The following is a 19,062-nucleotide window of genomic DNA, read 5'->3' on the forward strand; positions in this document are numbered from 1 at the left end:
CCCCCTCGAGAGGCCGAGCGCAGGTTCTGCGCAGTGGGTAACCCGGCAGGGATGCCGGGTTAGCCGCGTACGGCCATGGATGGCCGGGCGGCGCTCCGATCTTCCAAGTAACCCGCCGTAAGGGCGGAACCATAAGCCGCCATTACCGCAGCAACGGATATGCTCCCAATCCCAATCCCAATCCAAAAAAAAGCCCCGCAAAAGCGGGGCTATAAAAGGTGCAGCAGTCATGCTTTAGGGCGGTTATCCACAACGTGGCTGGCCTTGCCCTCGGAACGCTTGATCGAATGGAGCGGCCGCAGGACGATCCGCGTGCTGATCCCGATGTAAGTCTTGATGTGCTTGCTCAGCTCGCCACAAACAGCCTTCTGCTGTTCGTCGGTCATGTGCTGATGCTCAGCCTTGAGTTCGATATGCACCTCAACGCTGTCCAGGTTGCCGTTGCGATACAGATGGATCTCGTAGCACTCGGCAAGTTGTTTGATTTTCAGCACCTGCTCCTCGATCTGCGTCGGGAACACGTTGACCCCGCGGATGATCAGCATGTCGTCGCTGCGTCCGGTGATCTTGTCGATGCGCCGCATCGGGCGCGCGGTGCCCGGCAGCAGGCGCGTCAGGTCGCGGGTGCGGTAGCGGATCATCGGCAGGGCTTCTTTGCTCAGGGAGGTGAACACCAGTTCGCCCATCTGACCGTCCGGCAGTACTTCGCCGGTGACCGGGTCGATGATTTCCGGGTAGAAGTGGTCTTCCCAGATGGTCGGGCCGTCCTTGGTTTCCGCACATTCCATGGCCACGCCCGGGCCCATGATTTCCGACAGGCCGTAGATGTCCAGGGCGGTGATGCCCATGCGCGCCTCGATGGCACTGCGCAGTTCGGCGGTCCACGGTTCGGCACCGAAGATGCCCAGGCGCAGGGCCAGTTTGTGCGGGTCGATGCCCTGGCGCTCGATTTCGTCGGCGATGTTGAGCATGTAGGACGGCGTGACCATGATGATGTCCGGCTGGAAATCCTTGATCAGTTGCACTTGTTTTTCGGTCTGGCCGCCGGACATCGGGATCACCGTGCAGCCCAGGCGTTCGGCGCCGTAGTGCGCGCCGAGGCCGCCGGTGAACAGGCCGTAGCCATAGGAAATGTGCACTTTGTCGCCACGACGGCCGCCGGCGGCGCGAATCGAACGGGCCACGACGTTGGCCCAGGTGTCGATGTCGTTCTGGGTGTAGCCGACCACGGTCGGTTTGCCGGTGGTGCCGCTGGAGGCGTGCAGGCGTACCACGTCGTGCATAGGCACGGCGAACATGCCGTAGGGGTAGTTGTCGCGCAGGTCGGACTTGGTGGTGAACGGGAATTTCGCCAGGTCCTCGAGGGACTTGATGTCGTCCGGGTGTACGCCCAGGGCATCGAAGCGCTGACGGTACAACGGTACGTTCTGGTAAGCGTGTTTCAGGCTCCAGCGCAGACGTTCGAGCTGGTGCTGACGGAGTTCGTCGACGCTGGCGGTTTCCAGCGGGTCCAGCACGGGATCAAGCGTGGATTGGGAAATAGGCATGTTCATGGTTTCACTCGAATTGTTTTTGTGTTCAAGCCCCTTTGCAGCGGGGCTTTGAGTGCATGCCCCAAGGATACCTCTGGGCTCCTCGGGAATCGCGGTTCTTTAGTGGGATAGACGTTCGATGATCAGCGCGATCCCTTGGCCGACACCGATGCACATGGTGCACAAGGCGTAGCGGCCGTTACGTTCTTCCAGTTCGTGCAGGGCGGTGGTCACCAGTCGTGCGCCGCTCATGCCCAGCGGATGACCAAGGGCGATGGCGCCGCCGTTGGGGTTGACCCGCGGATCGGTGTCGCTCAGACCCAGTTCGCGCAACACCGCCAGGCCTTGTGCGGCGAAGGCTTCGTTGAGCTCGATCACGTCCATGTCCGCCAGGCTCAGGTTGGCCAGTTCCAGCACCTTGCGGGTGGCCGGTACCGGGCCGATGCCCATGATGCGCGGCTCGACGCCTGCGGTAGCCATCGCAACAACGCGGCCACGGGCGGTCAGGCCGTGGCGTTGGGCGACTTCCGGGCTTGCCAGCAGCAGGGCGCAGGCACCGTCGTTGACCCCGGAGGCGTTGCCGGCGGTAACGCTACCGCCTTCGCGGAATGGCGTGCCCAGTTTGGCCAGTTGCTCAAGGGTGGTGTCGCCGCGTGGGTGCTCGTCGTGCTCGACTACTTTGGCCGGGCCTTTGCGCTGGGGGATTTCCACCGCGACGATTTCTTTGGCCAGACGACCGTTGGCTTGGGCTGCGGCAGCGCGTTGCTGGCTACGCAGGGCGAAGGCGTCCTGGTCGGCTCGGGAGATGTTGAACTGTTCGGCGACGTTCTCTGCCGTTTCCGGCATGGAGTCGATTCCGTAGGCCTTTTTCATCAACGGATTGACGAAGCGCCAGCCGATGGTGGTGTCGAAGATGTCGGCTGCACGGGAAAACGCCTGCTCGGCCTTGCCCATCACCAGCGGTGCGCGGGACATGGATTCAACGCCGCCGACCAGCATCAGCCCGGTTTCGCCGCTGCGAATCGCCCGGGCGGCGGTGCCGATGGCATCCAGCCCGGAGCCGCACAGGCGATTGAGGGTGGTGCCCGGCACGCTGACCGGCAACCCGGCCAGCAGCGCCGACATGCGCGCGACGTTGCGGTTGTCTTCGCCCGCCTGGTTGGCGCAGCCGTAGATCACGTCGTCGACCGTGTTCCAGTCGACTTGCGGGTGGCGGCGCAGCAGTTCGCGCAACGGCACCGCGCCGAGGTCGTCGGCGCGCACGCCGCTCAGGACGCCAGCGTAACGGCCGATGGGGGTGCGCACCGCGTCGATGATCAGGGCGTCTTTCATTCGGGGTTCTCCTGCGTCAGCACCGGGCCGCGCACTTTGTAGGATTTGCCATGGAACAGGGCGATCAGCTGGCCCTGCTGGTTTTCGATGCGTACGTCGTAGTTGCCGGTGCGCCCGGAGCGGCTTTGCTCGGTGCAGTCGGCGTTCAGCGTGTCGCCCAGGTGCGCCGGGGCGATGTAGTCGATGCTGCAGCCGATGGCCACCGTGGCCTCGTTGTAGCTGTTGCAGGCAAAGGCAAACGCCGAATCGGCGAGGGCAAACAGGTAGCCGCCATGGCAGGTACCGTGGCCCTGGAGCATGTCGGCGCGCACGGTCATGCCCACGCGGGCAACGCCTGGGCCGGCGGACAGCAGGCGCATGCCCATGGCCTGGCTGGCGGTGTCGCGCTGGAACAACGCTTGCGCGCAGTCGCTGGCCAGGTTCATCGCTTCGCGGTTAGTCATGGAAGTTTCTCCCTTCGGCAACCCGGCGGCGCAGCAGCAGCGATGGCCGGTAGCGTTCTTCGCCATAGGCGGCTTGCAGGTTGTCCAGCACGGTCAGGATATGGGGCAGGCCGATGGTGTCGGCCCAGGCCAGCGGGCCCTGCGGATAATTGACCCCGGCGCGCATGGCCAGGTCGATGTCGGCGGCCGAGGCCACGCCTTGCAGCAGGGCGTCGGCGGCTTCGTTGGCGAGCATGGCGACGGTGCGCAGGACGGCGAGGGCCGGGCTGTCGCTGAGCAGGCTGATCTTGAGGCCGGCCCGTTGCAGCAGGGCAACGCCTTGTTCGAGTGCCAGCGGATCAATGCCGTTCGAGTAGCTGATGGCAATGCGCTGGGCCTTGGCGTAATCGTGGGCCAGATCCAGCAGGATCAGGTTGCGCAACCCGTCTTCGCGGGCGCGCTGGCAGGCCATGCGGCCGTCGCTCAGGGCCAGCACTGCGTCACCCACCCGCAACAACCCGCGGCCGTCGCGGCGGATGACTTCGACGCCTTGCTCACTCAAGCGCGCCAGCAAACCCTGGGCGATGCCGAGGTCACCTTCGGCGATACAAGTCTCGACGCTCGCGGTGCTGCTGATTTCAGTTGCTTGCGGGCGTTCGGCGCCTTGGGCGTAGCTGTAGAAGCCTTGTCCGCTTTTGCGCCCCAGACGTCCGCCGTCCACCAGTTCTTTCTGGATCAGCGACGGCAGGAAGCGGGTGTCCTGGTAATAGGCGTTGAACACCGAGCAGGTCACGGCGTAGTTGACGTCGTGGCCGATCAGGTCGGTCAGTTCGAACGCGCCCATGGCGAAGCCGCCGGCTTCGCGCATCAGCGCATCCAGTGTCGGGCAATCGGCAGCGCCTTCCTGAAGCATTCGCAGGCTCTCGGCGTAGAACGGCCGGGCCACGCGGTTGACGATGAAACCCGGTGTGGAGCGGGTGTGCACCGGTTTCTTGCCCCAGGCTTTGGCGGTGTCGTACAGGCATTCGGCGAGTGCCGGATCGCTGGCCAGGCCGGAGACGATTTCCACCAGTGCCATGACTGGCGCCGGGTTGAAGAAGTGCAGGCCGAGCAGGCGCTGCGGGCGTTGCAGTTGCGCGGCGATGCTGGTGATCGACAGCGACGAGGTGTTGCTGGCCAGGATGCAGTGCTCGCCGCAGATGCCTTCGAGCTGGCGAAACAGTGCGCGTTTGACCTCAAGGTTCTCGACGATGGCTTCGATGATCAGGTCGCAGTCGGCCAGGGCTTCGATGGCTTCCACCGCTTGCAGGCGGGCAATGGTTGCACTGCGCGATTCGGCGGACAGCTTGCCGTTCTCGACGCGTTTGCCCAATTGCCGGTCAATGCCTTCGATGGCCTGAGCGGCAGCACCGGGACGATTGTCCAGCAGCAATACCGGATGCCCGGCTTGAGCTGCGACCTGGGCGATACCGGCACCCATGGCGCCAGCGCCGATCACGGCGACGCGTTCAGTTTTATTCAATGCGGTCATGACTCAGCGTCCCTTGAAACTTGGGGTGCGTTTTTCCATGAAGGCGCCGACGCCTTCACGGTAGTCCTCGCTGCGCCCGGCCAGGCGTTGCAGATCGCGCTCCAGGTCCAGCTGCTCGTCGAAGCTGTTGCTCATGCTGGCGTTGAGGCTGCGCTTGATCAGCGCCAGGCCGTAGGTTGGCTGGGTGGCCAGGTGTTGCGCGAGTTTCAGCGCTTCGTCGCGCAGTTCGGCGTCTTCAACGCAGCGGTAGATCAAGCCCCATTGTTCGGCCTGTTCAGCGGTCAGGCGATTGCCGAGCAAGGCCAGGGCCTTGGCGCGGGCCATGCCGACCAGGCGCGGCAGGGTCCAGGTGCCACCGGAATCGGGGATCAGGCCGATCTTGCAGAAGGCCTGGATGAAGCTTGCCGAGCGCGCGGCCAGTACCAGGTCGCAAGCCAATGGAATGTTGGCGCCTGCACCGGCTGCCACGCCGTTGACCGCGCAGATCACCGGCATCGGCAGGTCGCGCAGTTGACGGATCATGGGGTTGTAGAACTTCTCGATGGATTCGCCCAGGTCCGGCACGGCGGCGCCCGGCGCGACATTGCGGTCGCTCAGGTCTTGCCCGGCGCAGAAGCCGCGACCTTCACCGGTCAGCAGCAGGACGCGCACGTCCGGGTTCTGGCGCACCTGTTTCAGCGCTTCTTTCACTTCGCCATGCATCTGGGTGTTGAAGCTGTTGAGCTGGTCCGGGCGGTTGAGGCTGAGCAGGGCGACGCCGGCTTCGACGGAAAACAGGATGTGTTCGAAATTCATGGTTTGGGCGCTCTCTGGGAGTTCTCGAATTCGGTGATTACTGGCCGGTGAAGGTCGGCTTGCGCTTTTCCTGAAACGCGGCAATGCCTTCATCGCGGTCGCGGGTACCGGCCAGCACGGTAAAGGCGTGGCGCTCGAAGCGCAGGCCGCTGGCAAGGTCGGTGTCCATGGCCTTGAGCAGCGCTTCCTTGGCCAGGCGCACGGCCAGTGGCGCCTTGGCCGCAATGCTGCGGGCGATGTGCAGGGCGCGCTCGACGGTGAATTCCGGTTGCGTGACTTCGCTGACCAGGCCGGCGCGCTGGGCCTGGCGGGCGTCGATCGGCTCGCCGGTGAGCACCATCTGCATGGCCATGGATTTGCCGACAGCGCGCAGCAGGCGTTGGGTGCCACCGGCGCCGGGCATGATCCCGAGGTTGATTTCCGGTTGGCCGAAGCGGGCGTCTTCGCCGGCAATGATGATGTCGGCGTGCATCGCCAGTTCGCAGCCACCGCCCAGGGCGAAGCCGTTGACGGCGGCGATCAGCGGTTTGCTGAAGCGGGTGATGGCCTGCCATGAGGCCTGGCGCGGGTCGTCGAGGATGCCGACCAGGTCACGCTCGGCCATTTCCTTGATGTCGGCACCGGCGGCGAAGGCCTTGCGGCTGCCGGTGATGACCACGGCGCGGGTGTCGGGGTCCGCTTGGGCGGCGCTGAGTTCGTCCGCCAGTTCGCCCAGCAGTTGGGTGTTCAGGGCATTCAGCGCTTGCGGGCGCTGCAGGGTAATCAGGCGCACGCCAGTCTCGATCGTTTCGACGGTCAGGGTTTGAGGCACGGCGGTTGCCCTCACGGTGTACGCACGGCGGTGATGCCGGCTTGTTGTTGGATCGGCTGCAGGGGCCGGTTTTGCCCAAGTATAGCTATAACGTGATACGTAAATGCAATACGAAAATAGATTTAATGTGTCTTATTGGTGTGGGTTTTGATTGGTTTCTCTGCAAAAGCAAGGACACTGATGATGGGTTTGACCCCGAATATATTGGGTTTAAGCCCGATTCAAACGGCACATTGGCATTCGTCGGAAAGCTGTATTTCAAGTGATACGCTTTTTAATCTTTGTGCTTGGAAAACTGATGTGATACAAAATGAGCCATTATTTGCATCGCTTTGTGAAGGACGCTTTCATGACCTGCTACAGCCTTGATGGCCTGACCCCTGTGGTTGACCCGAGTGCCTATGTGCACCCGTCTGCCGTATTGATCGGTGACGTGATCATTGGCCCGCATTGCTATGTCGGTCCGCTGGCCAGCTTGCGCGGGGACTTCGGGCGGATCGTGCTGGAGGAGGGCGCCAACCTGCAGGACACCTGCGTGATGCACGGTTTTCCCGACAGCGACACGGTGGTCGAGCGCAACGGCCACATTGGCCACGGCGCGGTGCTGCACGGTTGCCGGATTGGCGCCGACGCTTTGGTGGGCATGAATGCGGTGGTGATGGACAACGCCCGGATCGGCCCGCGTTCATTCGTTTCGGCGGCGGCGTTCGTCAAGGCCGGCTTCGAATGCCCGGAACAGTCGCTGGTCATGGGCGCACCGGCCAGCATCAAGCGCACCCTCAGCGATCAGGAAGTGGCGTGGAAACAGGCGGGCACACGTGAGTACCAGGAGCTGGCCAAGCGGTGCCTCATGCAGATGCAGGTTTGCGAACCGCTGAGCGAGCCGGAAGCTGATCGCCCGCGCATCAGCGACAGAGGGTTGCGGCCGAAAGGCAGTTCCCAGTGAATACAAATCCCTTTGTAGGAGCGAGCCTGCTCGCGATGGATGTCAACGATGACGCGGGCTGTCTGAATACCCGTATTGTCCGGACGTTTTTCGCGAGCAAGCTCGCTCCTACAGGTGGGTGCGATTAACAGGCAGGTTTTCGGTATATTCCTTTTCTTTTTTTGCACGGAACGCCCATGTCGTCCCTGACACCCTTGAACCATCTGATTACACGCTTCCAGGAGCAGACGCCGATCCGCGCCAGTTCCTTGATCATCACGTTGTACGGGGATGCCATCGAACCCCATGGCGGCACCGTGTGGCTGGGCAGCCTGATTCAATTGCTCGAACCCATCGGCATCAACGAGCGTTTGATCCGTACATCGATTTTTCGCCTGACCAAGGAAGGCTGGCTGACCGCCGAGAAAGTCGGTCGTCGCAGCTATTACAGCCTGACCGGCACCGGTCGCCGGCGATTCGACAAAGCCTTCAAGCGTGTCTACAGCACCACGATGCCGGCCTGGGATGGTTCCTGGTGCCTGGTGATGCTCTCGCAACTGACCCAGGACAAACGCAAACAGGTGCGCGAGGAACTGGAGTGGCAAGGCTTCGGGGCGATTTCGCCGATGGTGCTGGCCTGTCCACGCACCGACCGTTCTGACGTCAATGCAACGCTGCTCGACCTCGGCGCGCAGGAGGACACCATCGTCTTCGAAACCACTGCCCAGGATGTTCTGGCTTCCAAAGCGCTGCGCCTGCAAGTGCGCGAAAGCTGGAACATCGAGGAGCTGGCTGCGCACTACAGCGAGTTCATCCAGTTGTTTCGGCCGCTGTGGCAAGCGCTGCGCGAGCAGGAAAACCTGCAGCCTGCCGACTGCTTCCTGGCGCGGGTGCTGTTGATTCACGAGTACCGCAAGCTGCTGCTGCGCGACCCGCAGCTGCCGGACGAGTTGTTGCCCGGCGATTGGGAAGGCCGTGCCGCCCGGCAGTTGTGCCGCAACATTTACCGTTTGATCTATGCCAAGGCCGAAGAATGGCTGAACGCTGCACTGGAAACGGCCGACGGCCCGTTGCCGGATGTGGGTGAAAGCTTCTATCGGCGTTTTGGCGGATTGAAATAGCACGTCATTGTTCAGGGAGTGGTGCTGTTCAGGAGACTTGAAGCATCCGATGTCGTGTGGATTGACGTAGACAATAAAAATAAGCCTGCGCGAGGCCTGACATGATTTCTACAACAGCACAGCGCCATGATGGGTTCGATCAGTGGATCCATCAGATCAACCAGATCTGTGGCGCTTTCAACGCACAACCCCTGGGCAGCGAATTCGCCGGGCGCATCCGCGAATACCAGAGCGATGCGCTCAAGCTCAGTTTCGTCGATGCATGCCAGGCGCGTTTGTACCGTACGCCCCAGGAAGTCGCGGCGGGCGAGGGCGGCAAGTATTTTGCGGTGTTCCAGCTCGACGGCACGGCGGGCATGGCTCAGGGCGACGACAAGGTCCTGTTGTCCCCTGGTGATATCACGCTGATCGATGCCTCGCGGCCCAGCGACTTCATCTACAGCGAAAATTCCCGGCAGTTGTCGTTGATCCTGCCGTATCAACTGGTCGAGCAAACCCTGCGCTTCAGTCAGGTCAAGTGCGGCCACCGGATTGCTGCCAGCTCGCCTATCGCGATGCTCTCGCATCGGTTGATCCTCGATGCTTCCCGCCAGCAGCATCTGACCCGCCAGGAAAGCGAAGCAACCCTGGAGGCGATTGTCAGTCTGCTGCGCCCGGCGATCAGCCAGGCCGACGATTGCACTGATGTCCACGAGCGGATCTTCCGCAAGACGCTCACCTGCATTGATGAAAACATCAGCTCCGAGGACCTGTGCCCGGAATGGCTGGCGCGGGAGGTCGGCATCTCCACCCGTGGCCTGTACCGGATGTTTGCCAAGAAAGGCCTGGTGGTGGCGCGCTACATCAAGAACCGTCGCCTGGACCTGTGCGCCGAATCCCTGCGTCAATCGGGCAAGGAGCAGAAGTTGTCGGTGCTGGGGTATTCGTGGGGTTTTTCCGATTCGAGCTACTTCTCCACCGCGTTCAAGTCGCGCTTCGGTATTGCGCCGGGGGAGTACCGCAAGCAGCATGCCTGAAGCCTTGCATCCACAATTCATCACCTTGTGGGAGCGAGCCTGCTCGCGAAGGCGTCAGGTCAGTCAACATTTATCTTGAATGACACACCGCTTTCGCGAGCAGGCTCGCTCCCACAGGGCATGGATGTTTTATGCGCCATTGCGGAGCAACTGGCCCAGCGCCTCCAGCTCACTTTTCTCAAGGTCCGACACCAGCACGAAGCGCATATGGTTCTCTTGCCAGGACACCACGTTGAAGCCACGGATCGTTTCGCTCCGGCGCGGTTTGTCGGCCTGCGGCGTGGGCAGGATGAACACATTGATAATGTGCTTGTTGCGCCCGTAACTCAGGGCCGCCGTGGTCTGGTGTTGCAGATAGTCCAGGCGCCCGCCCAGCAGTGGAAAACCCTGCGCCGAGAAATCGGATACCGGTGGCGAGAAGTCGAGCTTGCCGGTGAACCAGGGTTTCACGGTATGGCGGTCGGACGACACCACATCGTTCAAATGCTCGCCCATCAATGAGCGAACGTGGCTGGAGACGGCCTCGTCCATCAACGGCTGTTCGCTGCCGGGCGTCGCCACATAAAGCATCACCGCCAAGGCCAGCGCCGTCGCAGAAAACGCCGGCGCGAACCACGCTCGCCAACGTTCCAGAAAGCGCGGGGCAGGCGTGTCGAGGGCCAATACATGGGCGGTCAGCGAAGCTGGTGCCGCGTAGTAGGGCGCCCGTTGCTTGACGCTGGTCATCAGCAGCCTTGCCTGATCGCGCTGGCGCGCGCACTCGGCGCACTCGGCCAAATGCCCGGCCACTTGCGCCGCGGTCGCAGGGTCAAGTTCCTGGTCCAGATAACCATGGATCAATGGCTGGCAAACCGTGCAGTCGAGTTCATTCATGATCGTGCAGCTTCAGTAGTTCGAGCTTGAGCATGGCGCGAGCCCTGGCCAGTCTCGACATGACGGTTCCGAGGGGAATGTCGGCCACCAGGGCGATGTCCTTGTAGGGCATGTCTTCGAGCTCCTTGAGAACAATCACCTCACGGAATGCTGGTGGCAGGGCGCACAGGGCTTGTTGGACCAGCGCGGCATTTTCCGTGTGAATGGCCAGCAACTCCGGGGTCTGGTCGTGGCTTGATGCTCCCTGGTCCTGGGCAATATCGTCGCCGAAAGCAACCCAATGACGCCCGGCCGTGGCCTTGAGCCAGGTGTAGCTTTCATTGCGCACGATGGTCAGGAACCAGGCCTTGGCGTTGCCATCGACGAAACGCTGGGAAAACCTGAAGGCGCGCAGGGCGCTTTCCTGCACGACATCGCGCGCGGCGCTGTCGTTGCCGGTGAGCCAGCGTGCGAGGTTGTAGGCGGCGTCCAGGTGGGGCGCAAACAATTCCTCAAATCGCGTCATGGTGGTTCCCGCACTGTCCCTCTTCCATAACTGTGGTCCGTGGCATTTTATTCCCCGGAAAAAGAATATTTTTCGACCGGGAATAAAGACTCGTCCCACAAGGTTTTACCTCGTGTCAGCTGCATCACTGTAGTTCGCTTGCGAGGGAAAACCGATGAACATCCATTCAAAAAACCAACGGCGCGTCGACGGCCTGCTCAATCCTGACCGCCGCACGCTGCTCAAATGTTCGGCGTGGGCCGGGGCTGGCGTGGTCTGGGCCCTGTGCGGCGGCATTCCCCGGGCGTTCGCCCTGGATGACGCGGGAAATGTCGCCGACCCCAAGGCACTCGCCGGCAACTTCCACTTTGTGCAGGTCAGTGATTCGCACATCGGATTCAACAAGGAGGCCAACCCGGACCCGGTGAAGACCTTGCAGGTGGCCATCGACAAGGTCATCGCGCTGCCAAAACGGCCCTCATTGATCCTGCATACCGGCGATATCACCCACCTGTCCAAGCCCGAAGAGTTCGACACCGCCGCCCAATTGCTCAAAGGCCTGCCGTCCACCGTGCACTACGTGCCGGGCGAGCACGACACCCTCGACGAGGGCGGCGGCAAGCTCTATCTGGAACGCTACGGCAAAGGCACCAAAGGCAATGGCTGGTACAGCTTCGATGACCACGGCGTGCATTTCATCGCGCTGGTGAACGTCTTCAACTTCCAGGCGGGCCATGAGGCGACCCTGGGCGCCGATCAATTGGCGTGGCTGGCCGACGACCTGCGCGCTGTTACGAGCAGCACGCCCATCGTGGTGTTTACCCATATTCCGTTGTGGACGATTTATCAGCCTTGGGGTTGGGGCACCGAGGATGGCGACCAGGCGATTGCCATGCTGCGCCCTTACGGTTCGGTGACGGTTTTGAACGGGCATATCCATCAGGTCATCCAGAAGGTCGAAGGCAATATCACCTTTCATACCGCCCGTGGCACCGCGTATCCGCAACCCGCGCCGGGCACAGCGCCGACGCCTGGGCCGATGACGGTGGCCGCCGATCAACTGCGCAATTACCTGGGAGTCACCGACGTGCGGGCGACGCAGGGTGAGCATCCGCTGGCGCTGATCGATTCGACACTGGTCTAGGGGAGGGTAAGCGAATGAAAGCGCGATGGTTGGCGGTTGCCTGCATGATGCTGGCGATGCCGGTATGGGCTCAGGAGGTGAAGGTCAATATCAGGGAGTTCATGTTCGGCCCCAAGGATCTGGCGGTCACTGTGGGCACCAAAGTGACGTGGGTGAACGACGACGAGATCCCGCACACGGTGGCGGAGACGCACAAGGTGTTTCGCTCGGCGGCGCTGGACACCGGTGACAGTTACTCCTGGGTGTTCAACACGCCGGGGGAGTATGAGTATTTTTGTGCGCTGCATCCGCAGATGATCGGCAGGATTGTGGTCAGCCAATAATCCGCTGATCCCTGATCTGCTGTAGGAGCGAGCCTGCTCGCGAAAAACGTCGGGACAACGCGGGTATTCAGACAGCCCGCGTCATCGTTGACGTCCATCGCGAGCAGGCTCGCTCCTACAGGGTTTTGTGTGTGCCTTATTTCGGTGAATTGAGGTTCAGGGTCGGTGTTTCATCGAAGAAGTTCCACGGCTTCAACAGCACATGCACCCATTCGGTCGGCATGATCGGCCACTCTTCGGCACGGGCGATGTGGGTGGTGCCGGTGGTCAGCCAGACCACATCGTCGGTGTTGTCGATGGAGTGGTTGTCCTGGGTGAATTGCCCGAGGCCGGAATCCTTGTCCGAGCGGTTCGGGTACTTGCCTTCCGGGTACTTCTCTTCCGGGTTGTATTGCGTCACCCACAGCTGCTTGTCCATGAAGCTGAGGCGGTGGTAGAGCCATTCGTCCTTGCCGAAGTTGGCGCCCTTGGCCACCGGGTGCGTGCCGCCGGCGTACGGAATCAACTGATAGGAAACCGGGTTGCCGACTTTGTTTTCCTTGCTGAGGTTGGTCAGCAGGCGCACGGTCGACGGGTCGAATTTCTGTGCCGCCTGCTGCTCGTTGCCGACGACTTTGGTTTCGGTCTGCATGGTGCTGGTGCGCGGGCCGCCACGGTCGTTCGGCAGTACCACCGGGTTCACTTCCACCAGTGAGTTCTGCTCGCCGTCCACGTCCATATCGAGGCGGAAGTTGTAGATGTGCTGGTGCGTGGTGCCGACGATGTTGTGGTCCAGCAGGGTGCCGTAGCGCGTGTCTTCCTTGGCGGTGTCTTCGTGCATGGTTTTCGATTTCACGCCCTTGACCGCTTCGATACCGGTGGCGCCGGCGTCGATGCCGATGGTGCCGTTCTGCTGGAAGACCCAGTCGAAGATGTAGTCGTAGTTGCCCACGGTGCTGATCCAGCGCACCACCAGCTCACGACGCTCGGTGCTGAGGTTGGGCTGGCCCATTTCCTGGTGCTTGTATTCCGGGCCGGCGTAGCGCTCGAACACTGCGATGGCGCGCGGGATCTCGGTTGGTGCGCCGGTGTAGTCGGCGATGGTGGCGTCCAGCAGCACGGCGTTTTCCGGGGCATCTTTGCCGCGGGCAATCGGTGAAGTCAGGGTGCCCATGCCGTAGTCGCCGGAGTCGAGGTAGGCCTTGAAGTACCAGCCGACATCCGGGTCGCCGTAAGGCACGATCATGCCGCCCAGCGAGCCTTCGTACATGATTTTGCGTTTCTTGCCCTTGTCGTCGTAGGTGACGGTGGACAGGATCGGGCCGACCCGCGAATCGAGGCGAACGTGGAAGTCCCAGTTCTGCCAGTGAATGCTGTTGCCGCTGATGGTGTAGTTCTTGCCCTCGGGCTCGGTGATTTCCAGCGGTTTGACCTCAACGCCCTTGCGTCCGCGCCCGTCATAAGGCGTCGGCTTCATCGGCACCGGGATCAGCGCTTCGTCTTCGATCTTGATCAGCTTCTTCTGTTCCAGGTCGACAATCGCCACCAGCCCTTCAATCGGGTGCGCCCAGTAGTTGCCGTCATCGGTGTTGAGATAGCTGACGATTTTCAGCAGGCGCTTGTCCTGTGCCAGGCCGTCCTTGCCATCGAAGTAGCCGACGGTCAGCGGCGTGGCCACGACCTTTTTCACATCGTTGATGCCGCGCTTGGCCAGGGCCTGGGCGTATTCCGGGCTGGTCTCGACGGCCGATTGCACCGTTGCGAAATCGTCCAGCAGTACCATGCCGTGGGCGCCTTCGATCGGCTTCCAGGACTTGAGCTGTTTGCTGTCGAGATCGACCAGCGCCTCGATCACATTCTTGCCGTCGAGCACCACGATTGAGGCTTCACGCGGCTGGGCGACGTTTTGCCCGGTAAGTGCGAAGTTCCACACCTGATCCTTGGGCGGTTCCTTGACCGAGACTTCGGTGAAGCGGAAGCCGGGTTTGTAGTTTTCCGATTTCTTGACGATGTCCACGGCCGTGGTGATTTCGGCAACGCTCAGGGGGTTGAGCGGGTTGGGGCGGGTCTCGACGACGAAGGTCTTGTCCAGGCCGGACTGGAACACCTGGTTGATGAAGTCCGTGGACATGAACGCCGTGTGGTCCTTGAACACCACCGGCACTGTCAGCTCGATCCGCTTGCCGTTGAGCATCGCCACTTTGCTGTCGGGCTTGACCTTGAGATAGACCCCGTCCTTGGCAATGGTGAACAGGTTGGCGTAATCGTCCCATTTCACCGTGGCACCAAAGGCCTCCAGACCCGCTTGCAGCGGCACCATGTCGGCGTGACCGCCGTGGGCCTGGGCAGTGTTGGCCCAGAAAGGCAGGCCGAGGGTGCTCAGAGTGATGGCCAGGGCCAGACGGGCAAGCGGTGTTCTTTTAGGCAATGCTTTGGAGCTGAACATGTGAGAATTCCTGGGGAAAAGCCGGGTACAGGCATTTCTGCACTGTGTTCCAACCCGTCAATGGTTGCATTTGAATGCCTGCCAGATTTCTTTGGTTCTGTGCCGCAAGCCAGCTTTCCTGACGAAATGCGCAAAGGCAAGCGGACAAAGTGCCTGATGTAGAGGACTGCAAACCATTGCTTCCAGTTAATAGGAAGCATTACTATTCGCACCCCGTCTCCACAGCACAGCGCAATGACCCTCAAGCTGCCCCGCAGACACGGCTTTTTCGAGCATTACGAAGAGTTGGTTGGCACCTGGACCCGTCGCCTGAGAAACCGTCAGCAGGCCGAGGACCTGGCCCACGATACCTTCGTGCGGGTGCTTGAGTCCGATCCGGCGCGGGTGGAGCAGCCCCGGGCGTATTTGCACCAGACCGCGCGCAACATCGCCGTGGATGGTTATCGGCGTGAGGACCGGCGGGGCGCCATGGAGTCAGAGGCGATCGATCTCAGTGAGTCGCCGACCGGCGACCCGGAGCATTTCATGCACGCGATCCAGTTGGCTGATTCCATCGAACGGGCGCTCACCGAGCTGCCGGTCAACTGCCGCAAGGTGTTTGTCTGGCAGAAAATCGAGGGCCTGACCCAGGCCGAAATCGCCGAACGCCTGGGGCTGTCCAGGAACATGGTGGAAAAGTATATGATCCGCACGCTTCGGCACCTGCGCGATCGCCTGGACGGGCTGCAGTCATGACCGGCCGCGCCTTCTCTTCCCCGGCCAAACAGGAACTTCCATGATGGATACTCGTGATTGTGCGTGCGGGCAAACAACGGTTCGCGATGACGCGGCGCAGTGGTTTGTGCGATTGCAGGCGCCTGTGGTCGATGTCGAAGTGCGTCGCCGGTTTCAGGCCTGGCTGGACGAACACCCCCAACACCGCTACGAATTCGAAGTGCTCCAGGGGTTGTGGAGCGCCGCCGCGGTGGGGCGGGGGGCGCGTTTGCGTGCCTTGTGTGAAGCCCCTCCAGCCCTGAAAAAGCGGCGTCCCGTGCTGCGTTACGCGGTGGCGGCCAGCGTGCTGGCAGTGGCGCTCGGCCTGGGCCTGTTCAGCGGCCTGAATCATCCTGCGCCGTACACCGCCGAGTTTTCCACGGCCCTGAATGAGCGACGCCATGTGGCGCTGCCGGATGGCTCGGTGGTCGATCTGGACAGCCGCAGCCGGATTCAGGTGCGCTTTGAAAAGGGTCAACGCAACGTCGAGCTGAGCGAAGGCGAAGCGATGTTCAGCGTCGAGCATGACACCCGCCGGCCTTTCGTGGTCGCGGCGGGCAGCGGCAAGGTCACGGTCACCGGCACCCGTTTCGATGTGCGTCGCGGCGCCAGCGAAACCCGGGTGGTGGTGGAGCAGGGCACTGTCAAGGTTCAAGGCCGCGATGCTGCCGACAGCGACTTCATCAATCTGACTGCAGGCCTTGGCACCCACGTCGATGCCCAGGGCAATGTTGCCGCCGCCTATGCCGTCAACCCGGCGGAAATGACCGCCTGGCGCAGCGGCAAACTGGTGTTCGACAACGCCAGCCTCGCCGAAGTCGCCGAGCAGGTCTCGCGTTATCGGGAGAAACCGCTGAAGGTCGGCAACGCGGCGGTGGGCAATCTGCGCCTGACCAGCGTGTTCAAGTCCGACAACACCGACGCGCTGCTCAAGGCCTTGCCGAGCATCCTGCCGGTGGCCGTGCGCACCCTTGGCGACGGCAGTCAGGAAATAATTTCAAAATAAAATTCAGGTTTTTTTCGAGTTCATCGTCTTCCTGTTCAACTGCAACTGGTTTGCATTAACAAGCGCACACTCTTGCGATCCACAGGAATACGTTCGACGTGAAAAACCCCACCGCTAAAAACAACAAACTCCCCTGGTTGCCGCTGGCCCTTGCGCTGGCGGTCAACGTTGCGCTGCCCCAGGCCTTTGCGGCCGACGGCATCCACATCCCGGCGCAACCCTTGGGACAAGCCCTGAGCCAATTGGGCCAGCAGACCTCGCTTCAGGTGTTCTTCAGCCCTGAACTGGTCGCCGGCAAACAGGCTCCGGCGGTGGATGGCAACCTTGCCCCGGAAGACGCGCTGCGCCAGTTGTTGCAAGGCAGCGGCCTGCAATACCAGATCGATGCAGGTTCGGTGACGCTGATGCCGGCACCCGCCTCGGCAGCCAACGGTCCGCTGGAGCTGGGCGTGACGGACATCAAGGTCGTCGGTGACTGGCTCGGCGATGCCGATGCCGCCGTGGTGCAGAACCACCCCGGGGCACGCACCGTGATTCGCCGCGAAGCCATGGTCGAGCAGGGTGCGATGAACGTCGGCGACGTGCTCAAGCGTGTTCCTGGCGTGCAAGTGCAGGACGCCAACGGCACCGGCGGCAGCGATATTTCCCTCAACGTCGGCGTGCGTGGCCTGACTTCGCGCCTGTCGCCACGCTCCACTGTGCTGATCGACGGCATCCCGGCGGCGTTCGCGCCTTATGGCCAGCCGCAACTGTCCATGGCCCCGATCTCCTCCGGCAACCTCGACAGCATCGACGTGGTGCGCGGTGCCGGCTCCGTGCGCTACGGACCACAAAACGTGGGTGGCGTGATCAACTTCGTGACCCGCGCAATCCCGGAACAGGCCTCCGCGGAAATCGGCACCACCCTGGAAACGTCGCAGCACGGTGGCTGGAAGCACATCGACACCGCGTTCATGGGCGGCACCGCCGACAACGGCATGGGCGTGGCGCTGTTGTACTCCGGCGTGAACGGCAACGGTTACCGTGAAAGCAACAACGGCAACGACATCGACGACGTGATCCTCAAGACCCATTGGGCGCCGACCGATGTCGACGATTTCAGCCTCAATTTTCACTACTACGATGCCAAGGCCGACATGCCCGGTGGCCTGACCCAGGCGCAGTTCGACGCCGACCCGTTCCAGTCCGTACGCGACCACGACAACTTCAGCGGCCGCCGCAAGGATGTATCGTTCAAGTGGGCGCGGCAGATCGACGATCGCACCCAGGCCGAAGTGCTGACCTACTACACCGACAGTTTTCGTGGCAGCACCATCGCCTCCCGCGACCTGAGCACACTCAACTCCTATCCGCGCAGCTACTACACCTTTGGTATCGAGCCACGGGTGTCCCATGTGTTTGATGTGGGCCCGACCACCCAGGAAGTCAGCGTCGGTTATCGCTACCTGAAAGAGGCGATGCACGAAGAGGCCAGCCGTGTGGCGCTGGTCAACAACGAGCCGGTGGTGCGTCCGGGGGCGGACGGCCATGTCTATCAGGACCGTACCGGTGGAACCGAGGCCAATTCGGTCTACGTCGACAACAAGATCGACGTCGGCAACTGGACCGTCACGCCAGGCATTCGCTTCGAGCACATCAGCACCGACTGGCATGACCGCCCGGTGCTCGACACGGCGGGCAAACGCGTGCCGGAGAAAAACCGCAGCATCGAAAGCAATGAGCCGCTACCGGCCTTGAGCGTGATGTATCACGTGTCCGATGCCTGGAAACTGTTCGCCAACTACGAAACTTCGTTTGGCGCGCTGCAGTACTTCCAGCTGGGGCAGGGCGGTGTCGGCAACAACACCGCCAACGGCCTGCAGCCGGAAAAGGCCAAGACCTACGAAATCGGTACGCGCTATAACGATGACGTGTGGGGCGGTGAGGTGACGCTGTTCTACATCGACTTCGACGACGAACTGCAATACATCAGCAACGATGTGGGCTGGACCAACCTCGGCGCGACCAAACACCAGGGCATCGAGACGTCGGTGCACTACGATCTGGCCGCGCTGGACCCACGCCTCGACGGCCTGACCGCCAACGCCGGTTTCACCTACACCCGCGCCACCAACGAAGGTGACATCCCGGGCTTCAAGGGCCGTGACCTGCCGTTCTATTCCCGTCAGGTGGCCACTGCGGGCCTGCGTTACGACATCAACCGCTGGACCTGGAATCTCGATGCGTTCGCCCAGTCCAAACAGCGCTCGCCGGGCACCGGCGTAAACGCCGATGGCAGCTTCAACGGCAACTACATCACCGAAGGCACCGCCGATGGCCAGTTCGGTGACATTCCGGGTTACGTGACCTGGAACATGCGTGGCGGCTATGACTTCGGCCCGCAGGTGTCGAACCTGAAGCTGGGGGCGGGGGTGAAAAATATCTTCGACAAGCAGTACTTCACCCGCTCCAGCGACAACAACTCGGGCATGTACGTCGGCGCGCCGCGCACGTTCTTCGTGCAGGCCAGCGTCGGGTTCTGATAGACCGAGGTGAATTCATCGCTGGCAAGCCAGCTCCCACAGGGTTC

17 protein-coding genes and 1 pseudogene are annotated in these 19,062 nt (G+C 62.0%); 9 read left to right on the forward strand and 9 right to left on the reverse strand.

The window, feature by feature from the left end; all coding sequences use genetic code 11:
• Positions 1-227 precede the first annotated feature (227 nt).
• From paaK to paaF, 6 genes are all read right to left on the reverse strand, one after another.
• On the reverse strand, positions 228-1,553 hold the full coding sequence (gene paaK, locus ACEN8E_RS08395; RefSeq protein WP_495592197.1) for a phenylacetate--CoA ligase PaaK: 1,326 nt from the start codon (positions 1,551-1,553) through the stop codon (positions 228-230).
• Between the two features lie 99 nt (positions 1,554-1,652).
• A complete protein-coding gene (pcaF, locus tag ACEN8E_RS08400; protein WP_495592198.1) occupies positions 1,653-2,864 on the reverse strand; it encodes a 3-oxoadipyl-CoA thiolase in 1,212 nt (403 codons plus the stop codon).
• Entirely contained in the window at positions 2,861-3,307 is a 447-nt protein-coding gene (gene paaI / locus ACEN8E_RS08405) for a hydroxyphenylacetyl-CoA thioesterase PaaI (RefSeq protein ID WP_495592199.1), read from the reverse strand. The genes pcaF and paaI overlap by 4 nt, the downstream gene beginning before the upstream one ends.
• Complete coding sequence (paaH, locus tag ACEN8E_RS08410; protein ID WP_495592200.1) at positions 3,300-4,817, reverse strand: 3-hydroxyacyl-CoA dehydrogenase PaaH; 1,518 nt, start codon at positions 4,815-4,817, stop codon at positions 3,300-3,302. The genes paaI and paaH overlap by 8 nt, the downstream gene beginning before the upstream one ends.
• Positions 4,818-4,820: 3 nt before the next feature.
• Complete coding sequence (paaG, locus tag ACEN8E_RS08415; RefSeq protein WP_495592201.1) at positions 4,821-5,612, reverse strand: 2-(1,2-epoxy-1,2-dihydrophenyl)acetyl-CoA isomerase PaaG; 792 nt, start codon at positions 5,610-5,612, stop codon at positions 4,821-4,823.
• Between the two features lie 37 nt (positions 5,613-5,649).
• Positions 5,650-6,423, reverse strand: coding sequence for a 2,3-dehydroadipyl-CoA hydratase PaaF (paaF, locus tag ACEN8E_RS08420; RefSeq protein WP_495592202.1), 774 nt, complete (start codon positions 6,421-6,423; stop codon positions 5,650-5,652).
• Positions 6,424-6,772: 349 nt separating this feature from the next.
• Between paaF and paaY the strand changes: the two genes are divergently transcribed.
• The 4 genes and pseudogenes from paaY to ACEN8E_RS08440 form a co-directional block, all read left to right on the forward strand.
• On the forward strand, positions 6,773-7,369 hold the full coding sequence (gene paaY, locus ACEN8E_RS08425; protein WP_495592203.1) for a phenylacetic acid degradation protein PaaY: 597 nt from the start codon (positions 6,773-6,775) through the stop codon (positions 7,367-7,369).
• A 176-nt stretch (positions 7,370-7,545) separates the two neighbouring features.
• A complete protein-coding gene (gene paaX / locus ACEN8E_RS08430; protein WP_495592204.1) occupies positions 7,546-8,469 on the forward strand; it encodes a phenylacetic acid degradation operon negative regulatory protein PaaX in 924 nt (307 codons plus the stop codon).
• Positions 8,470-8,570: 101 nt separating this feature from the next.
• The gene (feaR, locus tag ACEN8E_RS08435; protein WP_495592205.1) at positions 8,571-9,485 is read left to right on the forward strand and encodes a transcriptional regulator FeaR; all 915 of its coding nucleotides are present in this window, start codon (positions 8,571-8,573) and stop codon (positions 9,483-9,485) included.
• A gap of 15 nt (positions 9,486-9,500) precedes the next feature.
• Positions 9,501-9,602: pseudogene (locus ACEN8E_RS08440) on the forward strand (metal ABC transporter ATP-binding protein); the annotation flags it as partial.
• Between the two features lie 12 nt (positions 9,603-9,614).
• On the opposite strand, the gene ACEN8E_RS08445 reads toward ACEN8E_RS08440, so the two are convergent.
• Together ACEN8E_RS08445 and ACEN8E_RS08450 are read right to left on the reverse strand one after the other, a co-directional pair.
• The gene (locus tag ACEN8E_RS08445) at positions 9,615-10,358 is read right to left on the reverse strand and encodes an anti-sigma factor family protein (RefSeq protein WP_495592206.1); all 744 of its coding nucleotides are present in this window, start codon (positions 10,356-10,358) and stop codon (positions 9,615-9,617) included.
• Positions 10,351-10,863, reverse strand: a complete 513-nt coding sequence (locus ACEN8E_RS08450) for a sigma-70 family RNA polymerase sigma factor (protein WP_495592207.1) — start codon at positions 10,861-10,863, stop codon at positions 10,351-10,353. Before ACEN8E_RS08450 ends, ACEN8E_RS08445 begins: the two co-directional genes overlap by 8 nt.
• Before the next feature lie 154 nt (positions 10,864-11,017).
• Between ACEN8E_RS08450 and ACEN8E_RS08455 the strand changes: the two genes are divergently transcribed.
• Both ACEN8E_RS08455 and ACEN8E_RS08460 read left to right on the forward strand, forming a co-directional pair.
• Positions 11,018-11,986 (forward strand): metallophosphoesterase family protein, encoded by a 969-nt coding sequence (locus ACEN8E_RS08455; protein ID WP_495592208.1) that lies wholly within the window; start codon positions 11,018-11,020, stop codon positions 11,984-11,986.
• Between the two features lie 14 nt (positions 11,987-12,000).
• On the forward strand, positions 12,001-12,309 hold the full coding sequence (locus tag ACEN8E_RS08460; RefSeq protein ID WP_495592209.1) for a plastocyanin/azurin family copper-binding protein: 309 nt from the start codon (positions 12,001-12,003) through the stop codon (positions 12,307-12,309).
• 136 nt (positions 12,310-12,445) lie between these two features.
• On the opposite strand, the gene tynA is transcribed toward ACEN8E_RS08460, so the two are convergent.
• Positions 12,446-14,734: a primary-amine oxidase gene (gene tynA / locus ACEN8E_RS08465; protein ID WP_495592210.1), complete on the reverse strand. Its 2,289-nt coding sequence runs from the start codon at positions 14,732-14,734 to the stop codon at positions 12,446-12,448.
• Between the two features lie 234 nt (positions 14,735-14,968).
• On the opposite strand from tynA, the gene ACEN8E_RS08470 reads away from it, so the two are divergent.
• The 3 genes from ACEN8E_RS08470 (at position 14,969) to ACEN8E_RS08480 (ending at position 19,015) form a co-directional block, all read left to right on the forward strand.
• Positions 14,969-15,469 carry a sigma-70 family RNA polymerase sigma factor gene (locus ACEN8E_RS08470; RefSeq protein WP_495592211.1) on the forward strand — a complete coding sequence of 167 codons (501 nt, stop codon included), beginning with the start codon at positions 14,969-14,971 and terminating at the stop codon, positions 15,467-15,469.
• A gap of 40 nt (positions 15,470-15,509) precedes the next feature.
• The gene (locus tag ACEN8E_RS08475; protein WP_495592212.1) at positions 15,510-16,493 is read left to right on the forward strand and encodes a FecR family protein; all 984 of its coding nucleotides are present in this window, start codon (positions 15,510-15,512) and stop codon (positions 16,491-16,493) included.
• 98 nt (positions 16,494-16,591) lie between these two features.
• Entirely contained in the window at positions 16,592-19,015 is a 2,424-nt protein-coding gene (locus ACEN8E_RS08480; RefSeq protein WP_495592213.1) for a TonB-dependent siderophore receptor, read from the forward strand.
• Positions 19,016-19,062 lie beyond the last annotated feature (47 nt).

This window comes from Pseudomonas sp. Pseusp9, assembly GCF_059491265.1.

What these genes read in the sequence shown, in the direction of transcription:
- paaK (WP_495592197.1), bottom strand. Translation starts at nt 1,553, where the DNA reads ATGAACATGCCTATTTCCCAATCCACGCTTGATCCCGTGCTGGACCCG.
- pcaF (WP_495592198.1), bottom strand. Translation starts at nt 2,864, where the DNA reads ATGAAAGACGCCCTGATCATCGACGCGGTGCGCACCCCCATCGGCCGT.
- paaI (WP_495592199.1), bottom strand. Translation starts at nt 3,307, where the DNA reads ATGACTAACCGCGAAGCGATGAACCTGGCCAGCGACTGCGCGCAAGCG.
- paaH (WP_495592200.1), bottom strand. Translation starts at nt 4,817, where the DNA reads ATGACCGCATTGAATAAAACTGAACGCGTCGCCGTGATCGGCGCTGGC.
- paaG (WP_495592201.1), bottom strand. Translation starts at nt 5,612, where the DNA reads ATGAATTTCGAACACATCCTGTTTTCCGTCGAAGCCGGCGTCGCCCTG.
- paaY (WP_495592203.1), top strand. Translation starts at nt 6,773, where the DNA reads ATGACCTGCTACAGCCTTGATGGCCTGACCCCTGTGGTTGACCCGAGT.
- paaX (WP_495592204.1), top strand. Translation starts at nt 7,546, where the DNA reads ATGTCGTCCCTGACACCCTTGAACCATCTGATTACACGCTTCCAGGAG.
- feaR (WP_495592205.1), top strand. Translation starts at nt 8,571, where the DNA reads ATGATTTCTACAACAGCACAGCGCCATGATGGGTTCGATCAGTGGATC.
- ACEN8E_RS08445 (WP_495592206.1), bottom strand. Translation starts at nt 10,358, where the DNA reads ATGAATGAACTCGACTGCACGGTTTGCCAGCCATTGATCCATGGTTAT.
- ACEN8E_RS08450 (WP_495592207.1), bottom strand. Translation starts at nt 10,863, where the DNA reads ATGACGCGATTTGAGGAATTGTTTGCGCCCCACCTGGACGCCGCCTAC.
- ACEN8E_RS08455 (WP_495592208.1), top strand. Translation starts at nt 11,018, where the DNA reads ATGAACATCCATTCAAAAAACCAACGGCGCGTCGACGGCCTGCTCAAT.
- ACEN8E_RS08460 (WP_495592209.1), top strand. Translation starts at nt 12,001, where the DNA reads ATGAAAGCGCGATGGTTGGCGGTTGCCTGCATGATGCTGGCGATGCCG.
- tynA (WP_495592210.1), bottom strand. Translation starts at nt 14,734, where the DNA reads ATGTTCAGCTCCAAAGCATTGCCTAAAAGAACACCGCTTGCCCGTCTG.
- ACEN8E_RS08470 (WP_495592211.1), top strand. Translation starts at nt 14,969, where the DNA reads ATGACCCTCAAGCTGCCCCGCAGACACGGCTTTTTCGAGCATTACGAA.
- ACEN8E_RS08475 (WP_495592212.1), top strand. Translation starts at nt 15,510, where the DNA reads ATGATGGATACTCGTGATTGTGCGTGCGGGCAAACAACGGTTCGCGAT.